The following is a 19547-nucleotide window of genomic DNA, read 5'->3' on the forward strand; positions in this document are numbered from 1 at the left end:
AGGTGGGTGTCCCAAATTTTCTGCCTTCGCGAAGCTCCCCCACTACCCCTTCCCGGGGGGGCGTCTGTTCCGCATCCCCTTCACCGCCGCCTGGTACACCCTGCGCGATCGCCTGGGGGTATAAGCCGGCTCCCCTTCGGGCACCCAAACATCAAGGCCACCTCGGGGTGGCCTTGGTTTTTTGATGGTTTCTCAAGGCGGTTGCGGCGAATCGGGCTTGAACGCGGCGCTCAAAAAGGTGGGTGTCCCAAATTTTCTGCCTTCGCGAAGCTCCCCCACTACCCCTTCCCGGGGGGGCGTCTGTTCCGCATCCCCTTCACCGCCGCCGCCTGGTACACCCTGCGCGACCGCTTGGGGGTGTAAGCCGGCTCTTCTTTGGCTACCCAACAACCAAGGCCACCCCGGGGTGGCCTTGGTTTTTTGATGGTTTTCTCAAGGCGGTTGCGGCGAATCGGGCTTGAACGCGGCGCTCAAAAAGGTGGGTGTCCTAAATTCTCTGTCCTAAATTCTCTGTCCTATTCGCCAGACTGCCGCACTACCCCTTCCCCGGCGGCCGCCTGTTTCGTATCCCCTTCACCGCCGCTGGCGCTGCCTGGTACACCCTGCGCGACCGCCTGGGGGTATAAGCCGGCTCCCCTTCGGGCACCCAAACATCAAGGCCACCTCGGGGTGGCCTTGGTTTTTTGATGGTTTTCTCAAGGTGGTTGCGGCGAATCGGGCTTGAACGCGGCACTCAAAAAGGTGGGTGTCCTAAATTCTTTCCCCTGGCTTTCCAGTGCTCAGTCCAGCGGCGAACGGCGCCATGATCGATCCCAAACAGGGCGGCCGTCTTCTTGGCACCGTCATGACCGTTGAGATAGTGAAGAACGACTTGACGTTTGAAGTCGGTCGAGTATTTTGGCTTTGCCATAGAAACGAAGAACCCCTACTCGTTGGGCGTCCAACTTTCGGGGTTCACTTCACGTTTGGGCGGTGTTGTTGACTGCAAGAGCGGCGGCTTTATTGCGCCAGGGACTTGAGCTGCTGGCCGCTGGGGGGGTTGTGCCAGTCGATGGGGCCGTGGGTGAAGCGGTATTGCAGGCGGGGCAGCACGGTTTCCAGCCATTCGCGGCGAAAGTAGGCATAACCTTCGTCCCAGTCCGGGTCGTTGGCCCAGCCGGTTTGCAGCAGATGGAGGCGGGTGCCCTGGCCTTCGGGCACGAAGCGCAGGCTGACCTGGGTCTTCTGCTGACGCACGTGGGGCAGGTGGGGGGGGAAGTTCCAGCTAAAGCTGAGCAGGTCATGGGGCATGACGGCCATGACCCGGCACCCTTCGCTGCCGCGCTCGCCAAGGGGGGCATCGGGGCGAAAATAGATTTCGAACGGGCCATTGGGCTCGGCCACCACCAGACACTCGGGGGCGAGGAAGCTGCGCAGCCCGCTCTCCGTGGTCCAGGCATGCCAGACATCGTCTAGGTGGGCCGGAATAAAGATGTTACCTTCAATCTGCTTGTTATCCATGGTCGGTCAACCTCACTTATCCGTAGGCGGGACCCGGGCAGTATAGCCCGCCCGTTGTTCAAATTAACAGCAGCGGATGCGGGGTGACGCGGATCCTGTCACCCAGCTGGGGTAAGCTGATGGCTGACGGCACGTTGCAGAGTGTGATGGGAGGGAGAGAGGCCGATGATCAGAGCCATGACACAGGCGGATGTGACACCCTTGTCCCATCTGTTTCAAAAGGGGCGTCGCCAGACGTTTCACTGGGTAGAGCCTTCGCAATTTGCGTTGGCGGATTTTGCCGAGCAGACCCGCGGCGAGCGGGTCTGGGTCGCAGAGCAGGGGGGCAGCCCCTGCGGTTTCATCGCCGTCTGGGCACCGGAGCGCTTCGTCCATCACCTCTATGTCTCCGCCGACTGGCATGGACAGGGGATGGGAAGAGCCCTGCTGGAGCGGGCGCTGGCCGAGCTGCCAAGGCCCGTCTCCCTAAAGGTGGCCGTCCATAACACCACGGCCATCGCCTTCTATCGCCGGCTCGGTTGGGAGCCGACCGAGGAGACGGGCCTGTGCGAGGTGACGGGCCCCTGGCGCAGGCTCTGCCTCTATTGAGGGGTTGCCTTGGGATGCAAACGAAAAGGGTTACCCGAGGGTAACCCTTTTTGCAGGTCGGGGCCTGGCTTCAGAGGGTCTCGCCGTTGCTGGCGATCACCGCCTTGTACCAATGGAAGCTCTTCTTCTTGCTGCGGGCCTGGCTGCCGCTGCCATCGTCGTGCTTGTCCACATAGATGAAGCCGTAGCGTTTGCGATACTCCCCCGTGGTGAAGGAGACGCAATCGATGCAGCCCCAGGGGGTGTAACCCATCAGCTCGACCCCATCCTCGATGACGGCTTTTTTCATCTGCTCTATGTGGGATCTGAGGTAGTCGATGCGATAGTCATCCTGCACCTCGCCCTGATCCCCCGGCTTATCCAGGGCGCCGAAGCCGTTCTCGACGATGAACAGGGGCGTGTTGTAGCGCTCATAGAGGATGTTCAGGCTGTAGCGCAGGCCGACCGGATCTATCTGCCAGCCCCAGTCGGAGGCCTTGACGTGGGGGTTGGGCACGCTGCCCTCAAAGCCCGAGAGGGCGTTGCCGCTGCCCTGATGATGGGCACGCACCGCGTTGCTCATGTAGTAGCTCAGGCCGATGTAGTCGACGCAGCCCTCCCGCAGTATCTGCTCGTCGCCGGGTTCCATCACTATCTGGTAACCCTTGCGTTCCCACTCCTTTCGGATGTAGGCGGGGTAGGCGCCGCGCACGTGGACGTCGCTGAACAGGAAGCGCTCGCGCATCGCCTCCTGGGCGTACATGACGTCGTCCGGGTGGCAGGAGTAGGGGTAGAGGGGCACCATGGCGATCATGCAGCCGATCTGGAAGTCGGGGTTGATCTCGTGGCCCAGCTTGACCACCTGGGCACTGGCCACGAACTGGTGGTGCAGTACCTGGTACATGCACTCCTCCGGGTTCGGCTCCTGGGTATAGACGACGCCGGAGCAGCAGTAGCCGAACAGGGGGGAGCGCCAGTTGCGCTGGTTGTTGATCTCGTTGAAGGTCATCCAGTATTTGACCTTGTGGCGATAGCGGCGCATCACCACCTCGCTAAAGCGCACGAAGCATTCGACCAGCTTGCGATGCTTCCAGCCGCCGTACTCCTTGACCAGGTGCCAGGGCATCTCGAAGTGGGACAGGGTGATGACGGGCGCTATGCCGTGTTTGAGCAGCTCGTCGAACAGGTCGTCATAAAATTGCAGACCCTGCTCGTTGGGGGTGAGCTCGTCCCCCTTGGGGAAGATGCGCGACCAGGCGATGGAGGTGCGAAAACATTTGAAGCCCATCTCGGCCAGCAGGGCCACGTCCTGGGGGTAGTGGTGATAGAAATCCACCGCCTCGTGGTTGCCGTAGTGGTGGCCGGGCAGTATGCCGTCCGTGATGATACGGTCGACGCCGTGGGCGCCGCTGGTCAGCACGTCCACTATGCTGGGACCCTTGCCCCCCTGATCCCAGGCGCCTTCCACCTGATGGGCCGCGACTGCGCCCCCCCACAGAAACTCTTTCGGTAACCCTTGCCGTGTCATTGGTTGCTCTCCTCAAAGGCGCCAATATGGCGTCGTCTGGCCATCCCTCGCCGCGAGATACCGGGGCGGGCCCGGGCTGGGGACGAGGTGCGATGGCAAGAGGTTAGCAAAGCAAATACGAAAGTCACGATATAACGAAACAGGCATTTCGTGACCTGTCACACCCAAAAAACAGCCTGTTTTCAGGGGGCGGAATGGGCCGTCAAACGCCTGCCGATGGCCTCGAGAATATACAGGACCGGCACCTGGGTCGTTATATCGTACTGCTGACCAACCAATAATTGCGGCATATGGTAGGAGAGATTGAAATCGGCGATTTTGGCCAGGGAACAGGTCTCGCTATTGGTGATGCTGATGAGCTTGCATTTATGAAAACTGAAATTTTGCGCCAGCTTTAAAATATCCGGCGTTTCCCCCGAGACGGAAAGAATAATGGCGACCGCATTATTGAAGGTGTCCGTGCTGATGGGGTAATAGGGATCGTCGATATGGTTGCTGAATTTGCCGACGTTGGAGAAAAAACGGGCCCCGTATTTGCCGAGGGAACCCGAGGTGCCCGCCCCGACGAACAAGACCCGATCGGCCTGTGCGACCAGGGCGGCGGCCTGGTCGACCAGGGTCTCGAATTCGGGGTTGTTGATGCTCTTGAAGAAGCTCATCAGTTCGTTGACCCCGAAGCGGGCGACCGATTGGGCCTCCTGCTCCTGGGAGAGCTTGAAGCGGATCCGAAACTCGGAGAAACCCTCGCAGCCCAGCTTCTTGCAAAAGCGCAGCACCGTGGTAGTCGAGACCCCGGCCGCCTCTGCCAGCTCGCGGATCCGCATGAAGGGGACCTGCTCCCTGTGCTTGATGACATAGTGGTAGACCATCAGCTCCAGCTCGTTGAAGGTGGAGAGGGAGAGGTGATTGAACATGATGGATGCCGCTCGCTGGGGTGTCGGAAGGGGGCATGATGGCAATCATGCCTCCCCTTGTAAATTGGAACCTGGAGAGGATGGCTTGATCATTTCAATTATTCTTGTATAGTTGAAATCATGAAGTGATTGAAGAGGTTCCAAATGAACAAAGAGATCGCCACCAAGGTATTCGAGTCCCTCGCATCCGGCATTCGCCTCGATGTGTGGCGCCTGTTGGTCAAGGCCGGACTGGAAGGCCAGGTCGCCGGCCAGCTGGCCAGCGAGTTGGACCTAGCCCCGAATACCCTCTCGTTTCATCTGAAAGCCATGCTGCACGCGGGACTGCTCTCGGTGGAGCAGGAGGGACGCTTCTTGCGCTATCGCGCCAACATCCCCCTGATGCTGGACCTTATCGGCTACCTCACCGAGGAGTGCTGCGCCGGTCATCCGGAGGCCTGCGGTCTGGCTGAGAGCCGCCCCCAGGCAGCCAGCAGCCAGTCGCACGCCTCCTGTTGCGACGAGCCGCGCTGACACCTGCCCGGTATCACCGCGTGCTGAGTCCCATTTTTACCCCATCCTGACGAGACATGGAGTCGTTTTAACATGCACCCCTTTGACATCCTGAACCTGGACAATGGCGCCCGCCTTGTCTTCACTCCCTGCCCTGGCACCAGGGAGGCTTCCTTGCAAGCCTCCCTCAAGACATTGCAAGCCGCAGGGGCAGAGGCCGTGATCACCCTGATGCCGAATGCCGAGCTGACGCAGTTCAAGGCCGATGCCTTGCCCGCCGAGTGCGCCGCCTTGGGGCTGGCCTGGTGCCAGCTGCCGGTGGAGGACGATTGTGCTCCCGAGGCGCCCTTTGCCGCCGCCTTTGCCAACCATAAGACGGCGCTGCTGGCTCGCCTGGCGGCGGGTCAGACCCTGGCCATTCATTGCCGTGGCGGTTCGGGTCGTACCGGACTGATGGCGGCCATCTTGTTGCTGGAATCGGGCTACGCCCCCAGCCAGGTCAAGGCGCTGGTGCAAGGGCTGCGCCCCAAGGCGCTGACCCTGGCGCCCCACGTTGACTACCTCAACAGCCACTATTCATTTGCCGATTAAGGAACACAGCATGACCATCAAAGTGGGTATCAACGGCTTTGGCCGCATGGGCCGTCTCTCGTTTCGTGCCGCCTTCGACTGGGCGGATGTGGAGTTTGTCCGCATCAATGACCCGGCTGGCGATGCCGCCTCCCTGGCACACCTCATCACCTTCGATTCCGTCCATGGCCGCTGGCATCATGAAGCCAGCAGCGAGGGGGACGAGATGGTGATCGGCAACCATCGCATCCTCTGCACCCGCAACAAAGAGATCGGTCAGACTGACTGGTCCGGTTGTGATGTGGTGATCGAGGCTTCCGGCAAGATGAAAACCAAGGCCCTGCTGGGTGCTTATCTGGCGCAAGGGGTGAAGCGTGTCGTGGTGACAGCGCCGGTCAAGGAAGAGGGGGTGCTCAACGTCGTGATGGGGGTCAACCACCATCTTTATGACAAGGCGCAGCATCCTATCGTGACGGCTGCTTCCTGTACCACCAACTGCCTGGCGCCAGTGGTGAAGGTGATCCACGAGCAGCTCGGTATCAGGCACGGCTCCATGACCACCATTCATGACATCACCAACACCCAGACCATCCTGGATGCACCCCATAGCGATCTGCGCCGTGCCCGCGCCTGCGGCCTGAGCCTCATCCCCACCACCACGGGGTCTGCCACCGCCATCACCCACATCTTCCCCGAGCTCAAGGGCAAGCTGAATGGTCATGCGGTGCGGGTGCCGCTCGCCAACGCCTCCCTCACCGACTGCGTGTTCGAGGTGAGCCGTCCCACTACCGAAGCCGAGGTCAATGGCCTGCTCAAGGCCGCCGCCATGAGTGAGCTCAAGGGGATCATGGGCTATGAGGAGCGCCCCCTGGTGTCGGTGGATTACAAGACGGATCCGCGCTCCTGCACCATAGATGCGCTCTCCACCATGGTTGTCAACGACACCCAGGTGAAGATCTACGCCTGGTATGACAACGAGTGGGGCTATGCCAACCGCACCGCCGAGCTGATGCGTATGGTCGGTCAGATGGACAAGGCGCAAGGATAACCCGCCATGGCACTGACCCGACTCTCCCCCGAGGCTCGCCAGTATCTGCTGGTGACCGGCAACTACTGGGCCTTTACCCTGACCGACGGCGCCCTGCGCATGCTGGTGGTGCTCTACTTCCACGGGCTGGGTTACAGCCCCTTGGCCATCGCCTCCTTGTTTCTCTTTTACGAGATCTTCGGGGTGGTGACCAATCTGGTGGGGGGCTGGCTCGGGGCTCGCCTCGGGCTCAACCGCACCATGAACATTGGCCTCGCCCTCCAGGTGCTGGCGCTTGGCATGCTGCTGGTGCCAACCCTCTGGCTGACGGTGCCCTGGGTGATGGCGGCCCAGGCGCTCTCGGGAGTAGCCAAAGACCTCAACAAGATGAGCGCCAAGAGCGCCATCAAGTCGCTGGTGCCGGGAGAGGCCCAGGGTCAGCTCTACCAGTGGGTGGCCCTCCTGACGGGTTCGAAGAATGCCTTGAAAGGGATGGGCTTTTTCCTCGGCGGCGCCCTGTTGACCCTGCTCGGGTTTCAGGGGGCCGTGCTGGTCATGGCGCTGGCGTTGGCGCTGGTGTGGTGCGTCAGCGTGCTGACCCTGAAACGGGATCTCGGCAAAGCCAAGAACAAGCCCAAGTTCAGGGAGATCTTCTCCAAGAGCCGGGCCATCAACACCCTGTCGGCGGCCCGCCTCTTCCTGTTTGGTGCCCGGGATGTCTGGTTCGTGGTGGCGCTGCCTGTGTATCTCGCCTCCAGCTTTGGCTGGGATCACTGGTATGTGGGGGGATTCCTGGCGCTCTGGATCATTGCCTACGGGGTGGTTCAGACCCAGGCCCCCCGCTTTACCAGCAAGCGGGAGGGGCGGGTACCCGATGGCAAGGCGGCCATGGGCTGGGCCCTGGTGCTGGCCCTGATCCCGGCCCTGATCGCCCTGGCGCTGCATTTCGATCTGCATCCGGCCATCAGCCTGGTGGGCGGTCTGATGGTGTTCGGCGCCCTGTTTGCCATCAACTCCTCCCTGCACAGCTACCTGATTGTCAGTTATGCCGGCTCTGACGGGGTATCGCTGGATGTGGGCTTCTACTACATGGCCAATGCCCTGGGGCGCCTGCTCGGCACCCTGCTCTCTGGGCTGGTGTTCCAGCTCTATGGTCTCGAGGCCTGCCTCTGGATCTCCACCCTCTTTATCCTGTTGGCGGCGCTCATTTCAATCGGTTTGCCCCGCCATCAGCCGCCCGTTTCATCCAATCCTCATGGAGTCTCGTGATGAGTACTACAGCCTGCTGCGATCTGCCCGTCAGCAAAAAAATGAGCTTTCTCGACCGCAATCTCACCCTCTGGATCTTCGTCGCCATGGCGATTGGGGTGGGCATTGGTTATCTCTTCCCCCAGGTGGCGCAATGGAATGAGGCGATGTCGGTGGGCACCACCAATGTGCCGCTTGCCATCGGCCTCATCCTGATGATGTACCCGCCGCTCGCCAAGGTGAACTACGCCACCATGGGCACCATGACCCGCGACCGTAAGGCAATTACCCTCTCCTTGGTGATGAACTGGCTGGTGGGCCCCATTCTGATGTTCGTCATCGCCCTGGTGTTCTTGCATGACGAGCCTGGCTACATGGTGGGCCTCATCCTGATCGGCCTGGCGCGCTGCATCGCCATGGTGCTGGTGTGGAACGATCTTGGTGGCGGCAGCAAGGAGTACGGTGCGGGCCTGGTGGCCCTCAACAGCGGTTTCCAGATCCTCACCTACAGCTTCATGGCCTGGCTGTTCATTACCGTACTGCCGCCGCTGTTTGGCCTGCAGGGCTTCGCGGTGGACATCACCATGCTGGATATTGCCGAGAGCGTGCTCATCTATCTCGGCATTCCCTTCCTGGCAGGTTTCCTGAGCCGCCATTACCTGATCAAGGCCAAGGGGGAGAAGTGGTACAGCGAGCGCTTCATCCCGGCTATTTCACCCATCACTCTGATCGCCCTGCTGGCCACCATAGTGCTGATGTTCAGCCTCAAGGGGGAGATGATCGTCGAGCTGCCCATGGATGTGCTGCGGGTGGCGTTGCCCCTGGTGGTCTACTTCGTGCTGATGTTCTTCACCAGCTTCCTGGTGGGCAAGAAGCTGGGCATCCCCTATGACAAGAACGCCTCCATCGCCTTTACCGCCACCGGCAACAACTTCGAGCTGGCCATCGCGGTCTCCATCGCCGTGTTTGGCTTGAGCTCGGATCAGGCCTTCGCCGGCGTCATAGGTCCGCTGGTGGAGGTGCCTGTGCTGATTGCCCTGGTCAACGTGGCCCTGCGCATGAAGGGCAACTATGGCAAAGCGAAGGTGCAAGGATGAGCGACACCCCTATCACCATCTACCACAACCCGGCGTGCGGCACCTCCCGCAACACGCTGGCGCTTGTCCGCAACTCAGGGGTTGAACCGACCGTCATCCACTATCTGGAGACACCGCCGAGCCGCGAGACCCTGGTCGCCCTGATTGCCGCCATGGGCATGCCGGCGCGCGGGTTGCTGCGCACGAATGTGCCGCCTTTTGAGGCGCTGGGGCTGGCGGAGGAGAAGTTCAGCGATGATGAGTTGATCGACGCCATGCTGGCTCATCCCATCCTGATCAACCGTCCCATAGTGGTGAGCCCGCTTGGCACCCGGCTGTGCCGTCCGTCAGAGGTGGTGCTGGATATTTTGCCGAGCCCCCAACGGGGGGCCTTCAGCAAGGAAGACGGGGAGCGGGTGGTGGATGCACAGGGAAAACGTATCAAGTGACCGGGCCAATGGGTGCGCCACCTTGCCTGATGACGGCGTGGCAGCAGCACGAACATGAGATCTATGGGTGGCTGCTCAAGCAATCTGGCAGCCCGATGGATGCCGATGATCTGCTGCAAGAGACCTTCTTGCGGGCGATCCGCCAGCAGGGGAAATTCTGCGCCATCGAGAATGCCAGGGCTTGGCTGTTTGACGTCGCCAGACATCTGGTGATTGATAGAAGCCGCAGGCAACGCCCTCTGCTGCAACTTCCTGACGGGTTGGTCATGCAGCAGAGTGAGCCTGATGCGGTGGATTCGTTGGCTGGCTGCTTGCCCAGAGTGCTGGAGAAGCTGGCCCAGGCTGACCGGGATATTCTGAGGTGCTGCGATTTGGAGGGGATGAAGCAGGCAGATTTTGCCGCCCAATACGGCCTGACCCTTGCCGCCACCAAGTCCCGATTGTTACGGGCCAGGGAGCGTCTGCGTCAGCGGCTCTCTCTGGACTGTCAGGTCAGGTTGGATGACACGGGCCGGGTCTGTTGCTTCACCCCAGCGGTGAAGTAAGCCATGACCCATGTTCAGCAAAAGGCCAAGGTGTTCTCCTCGGCCTTTTCTTTATTTTTTCTTGGCTTCGGCCAAAGAAGCGGGGCTACAGCCATGCCAGCGCTGGATAGACGGTTCTTTCAGGTCAGTGAGCCAACAATCAGGAGCTTATGATGAGTTCTCTTGGCATCCATAAAATCAAAGATGATGCTGTCGAGTGGGCATTAACCCAGGGTGTCGCCTTTAAAGCGTCGCCGCATTCTGCCGTGCATACCCCATTTACCCTGACACCGACCCCGATCAGCAGAGCGAGCTACCAGCATTTGAAAGGTGCGGCGCAGACGTTGAGCAAGCTGATCTATGCCGTCTCTGAGGATCATGGTTTTTTATACGATGCCATTCATCCCATCACGGCGGGCGATCCCTTCTTTTCAGCCCTGCTCAGCATGCATCAACAGATACACGCATCAGCCACCAAGGCCCCCCGGCTGCCATTGCTCATCATGCGCAGCGACTTTATGGACGACCAGCGAGATGGCCACAAGCTGGTAGAGTTCAATGGCATCGCCGCTGGTATGGGGCCATTTGGTCAGCGAATACATGAACTGCACCACTATCTGCAACGGCAATGACCTGCTGAATATGCGCAGTTGTCACCCGAGGCGATGGGGGAGCCTGTCGGCAATCATGCCATTGAAGGATTGTCGGCAGGCATTGCCGAGGCCACCTTCAAGATCAAGCGTGAGTTTGGCGACCCCGGCCCGGCAAGGTTTCTGATGATAGTGCAGGAGCATGAGAACAATGTGTTTGATCAACACCTGCTTGAGCGGGCACTCCAGCGCAAAGGGATTGAGACCCAGCGCAGAACCTTTCGTGAACTGCATCATCGACTGAGTACGGGCGCCAACGACAGGTTGCTCCTCGATGGGGTCGGCTCCCTCGATACCGTTTATCTGCGGGCCGGATACCAATATTCGGATTATGAGGCGACTGATCTCAAAGAGCAGCGATGTTGCCAGGCGCTGATGGCGACCCGTGTGTTGATTGAGCGACACAGAGTCGCCGTCAATGCCACGGTCGCCCAGCAATTGGCGACCAGCAAACGAGTACAGATGCTGCTGTCGCGTTTGGGCGAAGAGGGATTCGCTTCATTTGGCTTGACCCCGCAAGAGGCTGATACAGTGAGAGATGTTCTGGGGGAGATGCACCCTGTTACCCCAGATAGCGCCCACTTTGTAGAAGCTGCGCCCGCCGATAGTTGGGTGCTTAAAAATCAGGGTGAAGGGGGTGGGCATTGTCTGTTTGGGGCTGACATCCTGGCAAAATTGGCAACGCTTGACCCACTCCAATATCAGGCCTGGTCGCTGATGGGCCGCTTACATCCCGTTCCCAGAGCCATGCCTGCCTGGATAGTGCGCAGAGGAGAGCTGCATCGGGTGACGGATTTGATCGGTGAACTAGGCATGTTCACCGTTCAGATAGATGGCAATCCTGGCTCTGCCGAGCAGAGCTTCGCTGGATATCTGCTCCGTAGCAAATCGGCCGAAGCGACAGAAGGAGGCGTTCATAGCGGGCAAGGTGTCCTTGACTCGCTGGTATTCAGCGATTGATGGAAGGGGCTGGGTGCAGATCATGAGATCGCGGCGCAAGCAAAAAAACGAAAACTATGAGCATCCTTTGCTGACATGCAACGTCTTCTGGATAACCGCGATGTTGATGGAGCCATTATGTTTCAGATTTTCACCGACTTTGCCAGCTGGCTGGTCTACCAGCAATGGGGCCTGAGCCCGCAAACCAGGCTGGGGGACGCGCTGCATTTCTTCGTGGAGGATGTGAGCAAGATCTTTGCGCTGCTGCTGGTCATGATCTACATAGTGGCCATGCTGCGGGCCTCCCTGAACGTCGAACGGGTGAGGGACTATCTGGCGGGCAGGCACAGAGGGTTGGGCTATCTCCTGGGATCCGGCTTTGGTGCTATCACCCCTTTTTGTTCTTGCTCGAGTATTCCTGTGTTCCTGGGCTTCACCTCAGCCGGTATCCCCCTCGGGATCACCATGGCCTTCCTCATCACCTCACCCCTTATCAACGAAGTGGCCGTCCTGTTGCTGGTCAGTCTGCTGGGCTGGAAGTTCACCCTGATTTACGTGGTGGTCGGCATGGCGGTTGGCATCCTGGGTGGGGTATTTCTGGACAAGATCAAGGCCGAACGCTGGCTGGCAGATTTTGCCGCTGAGGCCCTCAGGCAGGGGCAGCATCAGCAAGGCAATATTGCCCAACAGCACGTAGATACTCCTAGCCTCTCACTGGCCAAGCGCCATGGCTTTGCCAAAGATGAAACCCTCACCATCTTCAAACGGGTATGGATCTGGGTCATTGTCGGTGTGGGGCTTGGCGCTGCGCTTCATGGCTTTGTGCCTGATGGCTGGATTGCCTCACACCTTGGTGCCGGTCAATGGTGGTCAGTTCCGGCTGCCGTGCTGATCGGCATTCCCCTCTATTCGAATGCGACCGGTGTGATCCCGGTCATGGAGAGCCTGATCGTCAATGGCTTGCCCATCGGTACCACACTGGCGTTTTGCATGAGCACGGTGGCGGCCAGTTTTCCTGAATTCATTCTGCTCAAGCAAGTGATGAAGTGGCCGCTGCTGGGCACCTTGCTGCTGGTGCTGCTGGTCTCCTTCACCCTGGTTGGGTGGGTGTTCAACGTCGTATCGCCGTTGATTTCTTGATGAGGAGTGTGAGATGAAACATGTAAAAGTGCTGGGCATGGGCTGCGCCAATTGCAAGCACACCGTCCAGCTTATCCAGCAGGTGGTGGATGAACTGGGTGTCTCAATTGAGCTTGAGAAGGTGGAGTCCTTGCCTGACATCATGAAGTACAAGGTGATGTCGACGCCGGCCGTCGTCATCGATGACAAGGTAGTCCATGCAGGCGGGATCCCGGCCAGAGAGGCGGTACAAAGCTGGTTCTGACACACGCAGGGGCGGGCTATCCCGCCCCTGATGATTGATTATCTCAGCAACAACAGAGAGGCGTTGGTCATTTTCAGTATCCCCGTGGTGGTGCTGCCCACGATAAATTGCCTGATCCGTGAGTGGCCGTAAGCCCCCATCACGATGAGGTTGATCCCCGCCTCGGTGGCATGCTGGCAAATGCTCGGGGCAACCTCCCCCTGAAGCAGACGGGCATCGACCTCGACCCCCGCACTCTTCAACACCTGCCTGGCCTGCGCCAGCTGGCGCTCGTGCTCGTCACTCGGCTCACCGACCATCACCAGCTCGCACGCCAGCCCCTTGAGCAGCGGGCTGCCGGCGACCAGCGCCAGCACCTTCTTGGCGGTCGGGCTGGCGTCATAGGCCAGCAGGAAGCGGCGCGGCGCCTCGAAGCCCGGCTGCACCACCATGATGGGGTTGGCCAGGGTGCGGATGACGTTCTCGAGATGGCTGCCGATGAGCGCATGATCCCCGGCGTGGGCTGTGCCCCGCTTGCCCATGATCATCATCCGCATGTTGGATGAGAGTTCCTGGGTCGTCTCCACCAGCTGGCCGTGGCGTTGCAAGCTTTCGACCTGGGTCACCCCCAAACCAGTCAAGTAGCCTTGGGCGCTCTCGAGCAGCAGGCGACCCTGCTCCTGGGCCAGGCGGCTGCGCCGATGATCCAGCTCGGCCAGCTCCTCGAGCAGCAGCTCACGGCTGCCCAGACCGATGGCGCCGGAGAGATCGCTCTCCCCCTCAAACGCGTTTTTTTCCAGTACGTGCAGCAGGGTGACCGGCAGCCCTGTGCCGGTCGAGGCCCAGGCGGCGGCGTCGCACACCGCCGCCAGGGCAGGGGAGCCGTCGATACAGGCAAAAATATGGGTCATGATGGACTCCTTGTTGTGATCAGTGGCCAGCCAGCAGCTTTTCCACTTCTTCCGGTTTGTCGTGTACCCCGAAGCGATCGACTATGGTGGCACTGGCCTCGTTCAGACCGATGATCTCCACCTCGGTGCCCTCGCGGCGGAACTTGATGACCACCTTGTCCAGCGCCGTGACGGCGGTGATGTCCCAGAAGTGGGCATGGGTGAGGTCGATCACTACCTTCTCCACCACCTCCTTGAAATCGAAGCCGGCGAAGAACTGCTCGGCGCTGGCGAAGAACACCTGGCCCCTTACCCGATAGGTGCGCACCACGCCGCTGCGCTCGCTGTCGCTCTTGACCAGCATGAAGCGGGCGACCTTGTTGGCGAAGAACAGGGAGGCGAGCAGCACCCCGACAAATACCCCGAGTGCCAGGTTATGGGTAGCCACCACCACGGCGACTGTGGCCAGCATCACGATACTGGTGGAGAGGGGGTGGGTTTTCAGGTTGCGCACCGACTCCCAGGAAAATGTTCCGATAGAGACCATGATCATCACGGCCACCAGGGCTGCCATGGGGATCTGGCGGATCCACTCATCCATGAACACCACCATCAGGATGAGCAGGGTGCCCGCCACAAAGGTGGAGAGGCGACCGCGGCCACCGGATTTGATGTTGATGATGGACTGGCCAATCATGGCGCACCCCGCCATGCCCCCCATCAGGCCGGCGCCGATATTGGCGATCCCCTGGCCCTTGCACTCGCGATTGCGATCGCTTGGGGTATCGGTCAGGTCGTCGACGATGGCCGCCGTCATCATGGATTCGAGCAGACCCACCACGGCCAGACCCGCAGAGTAGGGGAAGATGATCGCCAGGGTCTCGAGATTGAGCGGCACCTCGGGCCAGAGGAAGATGGGCAGGGTATCGGGCAGTTCGCCCATGTCACCCACGGTGCGAATATCGATGCCCATGGTGATGGCCACCGCCGTCAGTATGACGATGCACAGCAGCGGAGAGGGCACCAGCTTGCCCACCACGGGGATGAGCGGGAACAGATAGATGATGGCAAGGCCGGCCGCCGTCATGGCGTAAACCTGCCAGGTGACGTTGGTGAGCTCCGGCAGCTGGGCCATAAAGATGAGGATGGCCAGGGCGTTGACGAAGCCGGTGACCACGGAGCGGGAGACAAACCGCATCAGGCTGCCGAGCTTCAAATAGCCCGCCACGATTTGCAACACCCCGGTGAGCAGGGTGGCCGCCAGCAGATATTGCAGGCCGTGTTCCTTGACCAGGGTCACCATCAGTAGCGCCATGGCGCCGGTGGCGGCGGAGATCATGCCGGGACGGCCACCGACGAAGGCGATGACCACGGCGATACAGAAGGAGGCATAGAGGCCGACCTTGGGGTCGACGCCGGCGATGATGGAGAAGGCGATGGCTTCCGGGATCAGTGCCAGGGCGACCACGATACCGGCCAGCAGGTCGCCACGTATGTTGGAGAACCACTCTTGTCTTGCACGTTCCAGCATGGGGGGATTTTCTCGCTTGTTGAGGATCCATGGCCGCCAGCCACCACAGACTCGGGGTCAGGTGGTGTTCGGGCAGGATCAGATTGTTGTATTGGTATATGACGGATGAACAAACACGCTCCGGTTGTGACAACCAGAGTCAGGCGGCAGGCGCCGCGAAGGGGGGTTAGGGCGGCGTGACGGTCACGCCAGAGCGAAAAATAGGCATAGGGGCGGCATGTTAACAGCTGTTGGCGTGCCATGAAAGGGCAAATCGCCCCGGGCGCCTCCCCTTGGGCCTGCGCAATCCTGACCTCATGTGCCGTCATCATGGCTGGCAAGAGAGAGGGGACAAAAGGCATTTTCGCGGCCAGAAGAAGGCCCATGGAGACTCGGCCTTGACCCTTCAATGGGGGGGCGATCACCCCGCTCCCGGCTCAGCCGGACTCCCCAGGGGCGGGGTCATGGGGCAGGGGGAGGGGCCATGGAACCGTCATGGCGGCGTGCAGGGCCAGCTCAGCTCGAACAGGCTTCCCCTTGCTGCCCGGGCATGGCAGGCAGCACTGCCCCCATGGGCCTGCGCGATGGCCGCGACGACGGCCAAGCCCAGCGCGGAGACCCAGCATGCCATCGGCACCGGCGTGTTCGGCGGCATGATCAGCGCCACCCTGCTGGCCATCTTCTTCGTGCCGGTCTTCTTTGTCTTCGCCATCGGCACCCAGGCGCGCATTCAGGCCTGGCGGGCGCGCCGAGCACAGCGCCGATCGTGCTGACCGATGCGCGAGGTGGCTGGCCCTGGGGGGGCGATGATCATGCCCTGCGTGCCTGGCACCATTCGGCGCACCTTCGAAGGGGGTGATCGTGCCCTGGTGCTGGGCCTGTGGTGAATGGTCGGTACTGCGGGGGGGGCCTCCACGCTCGTCGAGCCACTCAAGGTGCAAGCCGTGCGTTCAATAGGCGACAGTCGTCGCCCAGACGCTGGCAGAACCTCGGGCAAGCGCGTTCATCGAGGCGGTGAAAGTGGCCTTCTGGAGGCCCATTCGACCCTGCTGGTGACCTCTGCCGGGCTGATTGGCCTACTTGCCGTGCTGGTCTTTCTCATGCTCGGCAGCTATCGAACAGACCGCTGAGAGTCTGGAAACGCGGGGGCGGTCTCGCGCTATCTCTTATGGGAAGGGGCGCCATCGCCAAGGTGGGGACGGGGAGGGGCATCAAACCAGAAAGGCACAAAGGGTTGGCTTCGTCCTGGCGCCAACCCTTTGCCGCTCTGTTCCCTCGGCGTCATGGGGATGGCTGCTTGGCATCTGTGTCCTGCACATCGGCATTGCCTATGTGCTCATGGCCTATCCGAAGCTGACAACACCGGTCATTGGGGGGGCTGACGTTCATCTATCCACTGGTTGCGATCGTCACCGACTGGGCGGCCTATTGTCGCCTGCTCGGGGTCGCGCAGGCGAGCGACATGACACTGATTGTGCTCGGCATCCTTGGTATTCGGCTCGGGTGGCGCCTTCCCATCCACCTCACAAGAGGTGACAAGGGTGGCCGCCTGACCCAGCAGGCAGCCACTCTGTCTCTCACTCCCAGGGCGTCACATTGGCGTACTTGTATTTGGCGTAGACGGGCTGGCCATTGTAGGAGCTGGGCGGGAAGCTCGGATTGGCGCTGATCCAGTTGTTCACAAAGAGCTGCATCCAACTGGTGACGGGACGGCTCTCGCGGCGCACGCTCACCCATTTGTTCTGGGTGCGGCTGAAGACCTGCCAGGTGACACCCGCCTCGTCGATGTTGAAGGCGTAACGCTCCATGTTCCAGATGGACATGCCGTACTGGCCCAGATCGATGTCTTGAGGATACTGACGCCCCTGGATCCAGACGTTGGTATGGAGCAGGTTGGTGCCCCCCATCAGCTCGATATCGACTTCATAGTGAGAGCTGGTGCCCGCATCCCCGGTGTAGGTAAAGAAGGAGCTGATGGTGCCGGGCACCGATCCTGCCTGCATCTGCACCTCATAACGGCCCTTGCGGGTGTAGTTGTAGGTTCGCAGCTCAGCGCAGCTCTTGTTGCCCCGGTCGGATTTCGCATGGAGGATCGCCATGCCGGACTCCATCCAGACGTTGGCGGCGCGCCAGGTGCAGTCAAATTCCGATCCGCCGTTACGCCAGCCGTCGGAGACCTGCCAATCCTGATTGCTCCACCACCATGCCGATGCCTGAGTGGAATATAATCCCCCCGCCAGCAGCAATGCTGACATCAGTCCAAGTTTTTGCATATTTTCCACATTCCTATGTGTTTATTGGTGAGTGTTTTTATTGATGGCTACAAGCAGCATCAGAATAGCCATAAACAAATCTGGAAACTTATGCTGATATCGCGTCATGACAATTTCATGCTTTTGAAATTGCCTGCAAAGGATATGAAATACATGACGACTGGCTGGTATAACCAGAATAAAAAAGCCACCGTAATATTACGGTGGCAAAAGCACGGACTCCCGATCCGATGAGTTACATATCAGCTGGCTTGGCGGCGATAGATCTCGACCAGTTCGGTGGCCAGCTCACGGCACAGAATGGAGGTCATCAAATGATCCTGGGCATGCACCATGACCAGCGTCATCTTGGTCTTGCCTTCGCCCTCATCGGCTTCAATCAGTTTGGTTTGTACGGCATGGGCGGCCTTGCCTGCTTCGGTGGCCTGGAGCAGCAAGGCATCCGCCTCGCTGAACTGGCCGGCGCGGGCCTGACGCAGGGCTTCGAAACAGAGACTGCGAGATTGGCCAGCGTTGACGATGATGCCCATGACTGCTTCTTCAAGATCCATTATTTATGACTCCTTAAAATCCATTATTACGAGAAACGTCGGCGAACCATTCACCACTCTTCTTGACGGTGCGCTGCTGGCTTTCCAAATCAAGGCTGATGAATCCATAACGGTTCTTGTAGGCATTCATCCAGGACCAGTTGTCAATAAAGGTCCACAGGTGATAGCCGCGGCAATTACTTCCTTCGTCAATGGCGGTATGAATCCACTGGAGGTGACCACGAATGAAGTCGATTCGATAATCGTCTTTTACCTGGCCATCTTCACCAATGAATCTGTGTTCCCCCTCGACGCCCATGCCATTCTCGGAAATATAGCTGGGGATATTTCCATAGTTGTCGCGCAGGTTGATCAATATGTCATAGATACCGCGCTCATATATTTCCCAGCCGCGATAGGGGTTCATTTTGCGGCCCGGCATTTCGTAATTCTCGAAGAACCAGTCCGGCAGGAAAGGGGCGCCCGGGTTGATGGCCGTCATGCGTGCCTTCACTCGCCGCGGCTGGTAGTAGTTGATGCCGAGCAGATCGATCTTGCCGGCGGCCAGCAGCTCGCAGTCGCCGCTTTGCACCACGGGCATCTGATCGTGTTCGCGCAGGATGTCGATCAGCTCCTGGGGATAGACCCCCTTCACCGCAGGATCGAGGAAGGCGCGGTTGAAGAACAGGTCGGCAATGAACGAGGCCTTCAAGTCCGCCGGGTTGGAAGAGCGCGGATAGGAGGGGGTCAGGTTCAGGACGATGCCGATTTGGCCCGGCAGGGAGAGTGCGCGATAGCGCTTCACCGCCAGGCTGTGGGCCAGCATCATGTGATAGGCCACCTGGGCTGCCCGCTTGAAGTCCATCTGGTTCGGGTAGTGGAAGTCATACAGATAGCCCCCTTCCACCACCACCACGGGTTCGTTGAAGGTCATCCAGCAGGCGACGCGATCACCAAACAGCTTGAAGCAGAGCTCTGAGTACTCGGCAAAAGCCGCCACGGTTTCGCGGCTCTCCCAGCCCCCTTGCTCTTGCCAGTACATCGGCATGTCGAAGTGGAACAGGCCGATGAAGGGTTTGATCCCCTTGGCCAGCAGTTCGTCGATCACCTTGTTATAGAAGTCGACGGCTTCCTGGTTGACGGTGTGGCCATCCGGCAGCAGCCGGGCCCAGGAGATGGAGGTGCGAAAGCTGTTGTGGCCAATCTGTTCCATCAGTGCGATATCTTCGCGATAGCGCTCGTAGAAAGTGGAGGTATTGGCTGGACCTACCTGACCGTGAAAACGGTGCGGCTCGGTCTCGAACCAGTGATCCCAGATAGTCGGTGCCTTGCCGCCCACGTTGGCAGCCCCTTCCGATTGTGCGGCCGACGAGGCGCTGCCCCACCAGAAGCCTTCGGGAAATGTGTATTGCATTGTTGTTTCCTCTTGATGACAGGCGTGGGGGGGGGGGGGGGGGCGGGGCCCGGGGGGGGGGGGCGGCGGCGGCAGTGGGGGGT

General features: G+C 60.1%; 18 protein-coding genes and 3 pseudogenes. 12 read left to right on the plus strand and 9 right to left on the minus strand.

All coding sequences use genetic code 11. The features are described from left to right. Window positions 1–754: 754 nt before the first annotated feature. Together ACW5W4_RS17950 and ACW5W4_RS17955 are read right to left on the minus strand one after the other, a co-directional pair. Window positions 755–910, minus strand: a pseudogene (locus ACW5W4_RS17950) (helix-turn-helix domain-containing protein); the annotation flags it as partial. An 89-nt stretch (window positions 911–999) separates the two neighbouring features. Beyond that, window positions 1000–1500: an SRPBCC family protein gene (locus tag ACW5W4_RS17955; RefSeq protein ID WP_041993720.1), complete on the minus strand. Its 501-nt coding sequence runs from the start codon at window positions 1498–1500 to the stop codon at window positions 1000–1002. Between the two features lie 165 nt (window positions 1501–1665). On the opposite strand from ACW5W4_RS17955, the gene ACW5W4_RS17960 reads away from it, so the two are divergent. Beyond that, the gene (locus tag ACW5W4_RS17960) at window positions 1666–2088 is read left to right on the plus strand and encodes a GNAT family N-acetyltransferase (RefSeq protein ID WP_408797683.1); all 423 of its coding nucleotides are present in this window, start codon (window positions 1666–1668) and stop codon (window positions 2086–2088) included. 70 nt (window positions 2089–2158) lie between these two features. Here the strand turns inward: ACW5W4_RS17960 and ACW5W4_RS17965 are convergent, their stop codons facing one another. Both ACW5W4_RS17965 and ACW5W4_RS17970 read right to left on the minus strand, forming a co-directional pair. Further along, window positions 2159–3595 (minus strand): 6-phospho-beta-glucosidase, encoded by a 1437-nt coding sequence (locus tag ACW5W4_RS17965; RefSeq protein ID WP_456690301.1) that lies wholly within the window; start codon window positions 3593–3595, stop codon window positions 2159–2161. Window positions 3596–3777: 182 nt separating this feature from the next. Then, window positions 3778–4509 carry a MurR/RpiR family transcriptional regulator gene (locus ACW5W4_RS17970; RefSeq protein WP_456690302.1) on the minus strand — a complete coding sequence of 244 codons (732 nt, stop codon included), beginning with the start codon at window positions 4507–4509 and terminating at the stop codon, window positions 3778–3780. Window positions 4510–4653: 144 nt separating this feature from the next. On the opposite strand from ACW5W4_RS17970, the gene ACW5W4_RS17975 reads away from it, so the two are divergent. From ACW5W4_RS17975 to ACW5W4_RS18020, 10 genes and pseudogenes are all read left to right on the plus strand, one after another. Continuing rightward, window positions 4654–5022 (plus strand): ArsR/SmtB family transcription factor, encoded by a 369-nt coding sequence (locus tag ACW5W4_RS17975; protein ID WP_456690303.1) that lies wholly within the window; start codon window positions 4654–4656, stop codon window positions 5020–5022. Between the two features lie 72 nt (window positions 5023–5094). Beyond that, window positions 5095–5592 (plus strand): phosphatase domain-containing protein, encoded by a 498-nt coding sequence (locus ACW5W4_RS17980; RefSeq protein ID WP_456690304.1) that lies wholly within the window; start codon window positions 5095–5097, stop codon window positions 5590–5592. Between the two features lie 10 nt (window positions 5593–5602). Continuing rightward, a complete protein-coding gene (locus tag ACW5W4_RS17985) occupies window positions 5603–6619 on the plus strand; it encodes an ArsJ-associated glyceraldehyde-3-phosphate dehydrogenase (protein WP_456690305.1) in 1017 nt (338 codons plus the stop codon). Window positions 6620–6625: 6 nt separating this feature from the next. Beyond that, window positions 6626–7867 carry an organoarsenical effux MFS transporter ArsJ gene (gene arsJ, locus ACW5W4_RS17990; protein ID WP_456690306.1) on the plus strand — a complete coding sequence of 414 codons (1242 nt, stop codon included), beginning with the start codon at window positions 6626–6628 and terminating at the stop codon, window positions 7865–7867. After that, entirely contained in the window at window positions 7867–8943 is a 1077-nt protein-coding gene (arsB, locus tag ACW5W4_RS17995) for an ACR3 family arsenite efflux transporter (protein WP_456690307.1), read from the plus strand. The genes arsJ and arsB overlap by 1 nt, the downstream gene beginning before the upstream one ends. Next, window positions 8940–9371 (plus strand): glutaredoxin-dependent arsenate reductase, encoded by a 432-nt coding sequence (gene arsC, locus ACW5W4_RS18000; protein ID WP_456690308.1) that lies wholly within the window; start codon window positions 8940–8942, stop codon window positions 9369–9371. The genes arsB and arsC overlap by 4 nt, the downstream gene beginning before the upstream one ends. Before the next feature lie 8 nt (window positions 9372–9379). Continuing rightward, complete coding sequence (locus tag ACW5W4_RS18005; protein WP_456690309.1) at window positions 9380–9916, plus strand: sigma-70 family RNA polymerase sigma factor; 537 nt, start codon at window positions 9380–9382, stop codon at window positions 9914–9916. A 152-nt stretch (window positions 9917–10068) separates the two neighbouring features. Further along, a pseudogene (locus ACW5W4_RS18010) lies at window positions 10069–11505 on the plus strand (glutathione synthase). 75 nt (window positions 11506–11580) lie between these two features. Beyond that, window positions 11581–12624: a permease gene (locus ACW5W4_RS18015; RefSeq protein WP_456690310.1), complete on the plus strand. Its 1044-nt coding sequence runs from the start codon at window positions 11581–11583 to the stop codon at window positions 12622–12624. A gap of 13 nt (window positions 12625–12637) precedes the next feature. Continuing rightward, entirely contained in the window at window positions 12638–12868 is a 231-nt protein-coding gene (locus ACW5W4_RS18020) for a thioredoxin family protein (RefSeq protein WP_427262949.1), read from the plus strand. Between the two features lie 38 nt (window positions 12869–12906). Here ACW5W4_RS18020 and ACW5W4_RS18025 read toward each other — a convergent pair whose 3' ends face one another. After that, a complete protein-coding gene (locus ACW5W4_RS18025) occupies window positions 12907–13758 on the minus strand; it encodes a universal stress protein (RefSeq protein WP_456690311.1) in 852 nt (283 codons plus the stop codon). Window positions 13759–13777: 19 nt separating this feature from the next. Beyond that, window positions 13778–15268 carry a SulP family inorganic anion transporter gene (locus ACW5W4_RS18030; RefSeq protein ID WP_456690312.1) on the minus strand — a complete coding sequence of 497 codons (1491 nt, stop codon included), beginning with the start codon at window positions 15266–15268 and terminating at the stop codon, window positions 13778–13780. Between the two features lie 587 nt (window positions 15269–15855). Here ACW5W4_RS18030 and ACW5W4_RS18035 point away from each other — a divergent pair. Next, window positions 15856–16020: pseudogene (locus ACW5W4_RS18035) on the plus strand (efflux RND transporter permease subunit); the annotation flags it as partial. Window positions 16021–16824: 804 nt separating this feature from the next. On the opposite strand, the gene ACW5W4_RS18040 reads toward ACW5W4_RS18035, so the two are convergent. From ACW5W4_RS18040 to ACW5W4_RS18050, 3 genes are all read right to left on the minus strand, one after another. Next, a complete protein-coding gene (locus ACW5W4_RS18040; protein WP_456690313.1) occupies window positions 16825–17520 on the minus strand; it encodes a family 16 glycosylhydrolase in 696 nt (231 codons plus the stop codon). A 242-nt stretch (window positions 17521–17762) separates the two neighbouring features. Further along, window positions 17763–18074 carry a PTS lactose/cellobiose transporter subunit IIA gene (locus ACW5W4_RS18045; RefSeq protein ID WP_201276436.1) on the minus strand — a complete coding sequence of 104 codons (312 nt, stop codon included), beginning with the start codon at window positions 18072–18074 and terminating at the stop codon, window positions 17763–17765. 10 nt (window positions 18075–18084) lie between these two features. Then, window positions 18085–19464, minus strand: coding sequence for a glycoside hydrolase family 1 protein (locus tag ACW5W4_RS18050; RefSeq protein ID WP_456690314.1), 1380 nt, complete (start codon window positions 19462–19464; stop codon window positions 18085–18087). Window positions 19465–19547: the final 83 nt, after the last annotated feature.

It is taken from the genome of Aeromonas crassostreae (assembly GCF_054052445.1).

Excerpts from the sequence above, each read along its gene's own strand:
- ACW5W4_RS18050 (WP_456690314.1), bottom strand. The coding sequence starts at position 19,464 with ATGCAATACACATTTCCCGAAGGCTTCTGGTGGGGCAGCGCCTCGTCG.
- ACW5W4_RS18040 (WP_456690313.1), bottom strand. The coding sequence starts at position 17,520 with ATGCAAAAACTTGGACTGATGTCAGCATTGCTGCTGGCGGGGGGATTA.
- arsB (WP_456690307.1), top strand. The coding sequence starts at position 7,867 with ATGAGTACTACAGCCTGCTGCGATCTGCCCGTCAGCAAAAAAATGAGC.
- ACW5W4_RS18030 (WP_456690312.1), bottom strand. The coding sequence starts at position 15,268 with ATGCTGGAACGTGCAAGACAAGAGTGGTTCTCCAACATACGTGGCGAC.
- ACW5W4_RS17985 (WP_456690305.1), top strand. The coding sequence starts at position 5,603 with ATGACCATCAAAGTGGGTATCAACGGCTTTGGCCGCATGGGCCGTCTC.
- ACW5W4_RS18005 (WP_456690309.1), top strand. The coding sequence starts at position 9,380 with ATGGGTGCGCCACCTTGCCTGATGACGGCGTGGCAGCAGCACGAACAT.
- ACW5W4_RS17980 (WP_456690304.1), top strand. The coding sequence starts at position 5,095 with ATGCACCCCTTTGACATCCTGAACCTGGACAATGGCGCCCGCCTTGTC.
- ACW5W4_RS17975 (WP_456690303.1), top strand. The coding sequence starts at position 4,654 with ATGAACAAAGAGATCGCCACCAAGGTATTCGAGTCCCTCGCATCCGGC.
- ACW5W4_RS17965 (WP_456690301.1), bottom strand. The coding sequence starts at position 3,595 with ATGACACGGCAAGGGTTACCGAAAGAGTTTCTGTGGGGGGGCGCAGTC.
- ACW5W4_RS17955 (WP_041993720.1), bottom strand. The coding sequence starts at position 1,500 with ATGGATAACAAGCAGATTGAAGGTAACATCTTTATTCCGGCCCACCTA.
- ACW5W4_RS17970 (WP_456690302.1), bottom strand. The coding sequence starts at position 4,509 with ATGTTCAATCACCTCTCCCTCTCCACCTTCAACGAGCTGGAGCTGATG.
- arsJ (WP_456690306.1), top strand. The coding sequence starts at position 6,626 with ATGGCACTGACCCGACTCTCCCCCGAGGCTCGCCAGTATCTGCTGGTG.
- ACW5W4_RS18015 (WP_456690310.1), top strand. The coding sequence starts at position 11,581 with ATGCAACGTCTTCTGGATAACCGCGATGTTGATGGAGCCATTATGTTT.
- arsC (WP_456690308.1), top strand. The coding sequence starts at position 8,940 with ATGAGCGACACCCCTATCACCATCTACCACAACCCGGCGTGCGGCACC.
- ACW5W4_RS17960 (WP_408797683.1), top strand. The coding sequence starts at position 1,666 with ATGATCAGAGCCATGACACAGGCGGATGTGACACCCTTGTCCCATCTG.
- ACW5W4_RS18025 (WP_456690311.1), bottom strand. The coding sequence starts at position 13,758 with ATGACCCATATTTTTGCCTGTATCGACGGCTCCCCTGCCCTGGCGGCG.
- ACW5W4_RS18020 (WP_427262949.1), top strand. The coding sequence starts at position 12,638 with ATGAAACATGTAAAAGTGCTGGGCATGGGCTGCGCCAATTGCAAGCAC.